We start from the raw sequence: 2260 nt of genomic DNA on the forward strand, positions 1-2260 counted from the left end.
CCGGGCGAGGCCGCCGAGGGCCGCCCCGCGCTCGGGCGCGCGACCCGTGCGCCGCGGCGGGGCGTCCTGGACGGCGTCGGGCAGGTCCCGGCGCAGGGCCCGCACCTCGTGGACCAGCTCGCGCGCGTCGGTGGGCCGGTCGTCGGGGTCGCGGGCGGTCATCCAGAGCACGAGGTCGTCCAGCTCCGGGGGCACGGTCGCGACGAGCTCGCTGGGGGCGGGCACGTCGCGCGTCACGTGCTGGTGGGCGACCTGCACCGCCACCTCGCCGGTGAAGGGCTGCGACCCCGTGAGCATCTCGAACAGGGTGATGCCGGCGGCGTAGACGTCGGCGCGCGCGTCAGCGGTGCCGTGGAGGACGAGCTCGGGCGCCAGGTAGGCCACGGTCCCCATGAGGACCCCCGTCGTGGCCCCCGTGGTCTGGCTGCTCGCGGCGCGGGCGAGGCCGAAGTCGGCCACCTTGACGCGCCCGTCGTCGGTGAGCAGGACGTTCTCGGGCTTGACGTCGCGGTGGACCACCCCGGCGCGGTGGGCGGCGGCGAGGGCCTCGAGGACGGGCTCGAGGACGGCGAGGGCGGCGCCGGCGCTGAGCAGCCCCTCGGCGGCGAGCAGGTCGCGCAGCGTGGTGCCGGGCACGTGCTCCAGCACGAGGTAGACGGTCCCGTGGGCCAGCCGGTCGTCGCGGCCCTGGTCGTGGACGGCGACGACGCTGGGCGAGGAGACGCGGGCGGCGGCCACGGCCTCCCGGTGGAAGCGCGCCACGAAGTCGGGGTCCTGCGCCAGGTGCGGGTGCATGACCTTGAGCGCGACGTCGCGGTCGAGGCGGGTGTCCGTGGCGAGGTAGACCGTGGCCATCCCGCCGCGGGCGATGCGGCGGACGACGGTGTAGCGGCCGTCGACGGAGGCGCCGACGAGGGGGTCCGGGACCCCTTCCGCCCCTGCTGCCGCCATGCGCCGATCCTAGGGAGGGGCGCCCGGTGGCCCGGTGCGCCCCGCCGGGCGGCGCTCGCACGGGGTGGCCCCGGCCCTCAGCAGGACGGTCCCGGGGCAGGACCCACACCGGGGCAGGATCGACCCGGGGCGGGACCGGCCCGGCGCACGGGACCCGGCGGGCCCCGTGCGCCGGCGGGTCAGCGGTACTGGCGCATGAGCGTCTGGACGCTGGCGACGTAGCGCCGGGTGTCGGCGTACATGCCGCGGCTGCGCACCGAGGCGAGGCCCTGGTAGTACCCGCCGATGGCGCTCGCCTGGTCGGGCGCGCTGCGCACGAGGGAGCGGAGGATGACGACGCCGGCCGTGACGTTGTCCTGCGGGTCGAGCAGGTCGATGTCCTGCCCCGAGAGGTCGGCCGCCCAGCGGCCGGACGACGGGATGACCTGCATGACGCCGACGGCGTTGGCGGGGGAGACGGCCCGCATGTTGAAGCCCGACTCCTGGAACGCCACGGCCTGGGCGAGCGCCGGGTCCACGCCCCACCGCAGGGCCGTGTCCCGCACCATGCGGCGCATCTCGTCCCGGCCGGGCACGGGACGGGCCAGGAGGGCGTCGCGGTTGGCCGTGGCCGCCTGCGTCGTCGAGCCGGGGTAGGAGCGGCCGAGGAAGGTCGACGGCACGGGCTTGCTCGTGGTCGGCGCGCTCGCGCTGGCCGCGCCCGGGACCGACAGGCGCTGGCCGACCCGGATGAGGCCGTCGGCCCCGACGCCGGGGTTGACCTGGCGCAGCGCGGCGACGGTCGTGCCGTGGCGGCGGGCGATGGTGCTGAGGCTGTCGCCCGAGCGGACGACGTAGCTGCCGGGCTGGCCCGGCGCCGCGGGCGTCGGCGCGGCCTTCGGCGGGGTGGCGCTCGTGCCGCCGCCCAGGCGCAGGACCTGGCCCTCGCGGATGGAGGCGCGGGCGTCGAGGCCGTTGGCGGCGATGATGTCGCGCTGGGGAGTGCCGGTGCGGGCGGCGATGCCGCTGACGGTGTCGCCGGAGCGGACGACGTAGGTCCCGCCCGGCGACGCGGCGGCGGCGACCGCGCGGTCCAGGCGCAGGACCTGGCCGACGCGGATCGTGGCGCGGGCGTCGAGGCCGTTGGCGGCGACGACCTCCGCCTGCGAGAGGCCGCTGCTGCGGGCGATGGCGCTCACGGTGTCGCCCGGGCGCACCACGTGCGTCCGCGCCGTCGCCGCGGCGACCACCGCCACGGGAGCCGCCAGCTGCACCTCGCCCGCCGGGGCCGCCGGGGCCCGTCGCGGTGCGGCCGGTGACGAGGAGCGCA

At 78.1% G+C, this 2260-nt stretch carries 2 protein-coding genes; both read right to left on the minus strand.

Going from position 1 to position 2260, the window contains the following annotated elements:
- Window positions 1-951: protein kinase domain-containing protein (locus HLB09_RS16035; protein ID WP_171204313.1), on the minus strand; the 951-nt coding region annotated here is incomplete at its 3' end.
- A 179-nt stretch (window positions 952-1130) separates the two neighbouring features.
- On the minus strand, window positions 1131-2260 hold a 1130-nt coding region (locus HLB09_RS16040), incomplete at its 5' end, for a LysM peptidoglycan-binding domain-containing protein (protein ID WP_212771242.1).

Origin of the sequence: Pseudokineococcus marinus, assembly GCF_013004605.1 — a bacterium.
Taxonomy (GTDB): domain Bacteria; phylum Actinomycetota; class Actinomycetes; order Actinomycetales; family Quadrisphaeraceae; genus Pseudokineococcus; species Pseudokineococcus marinus.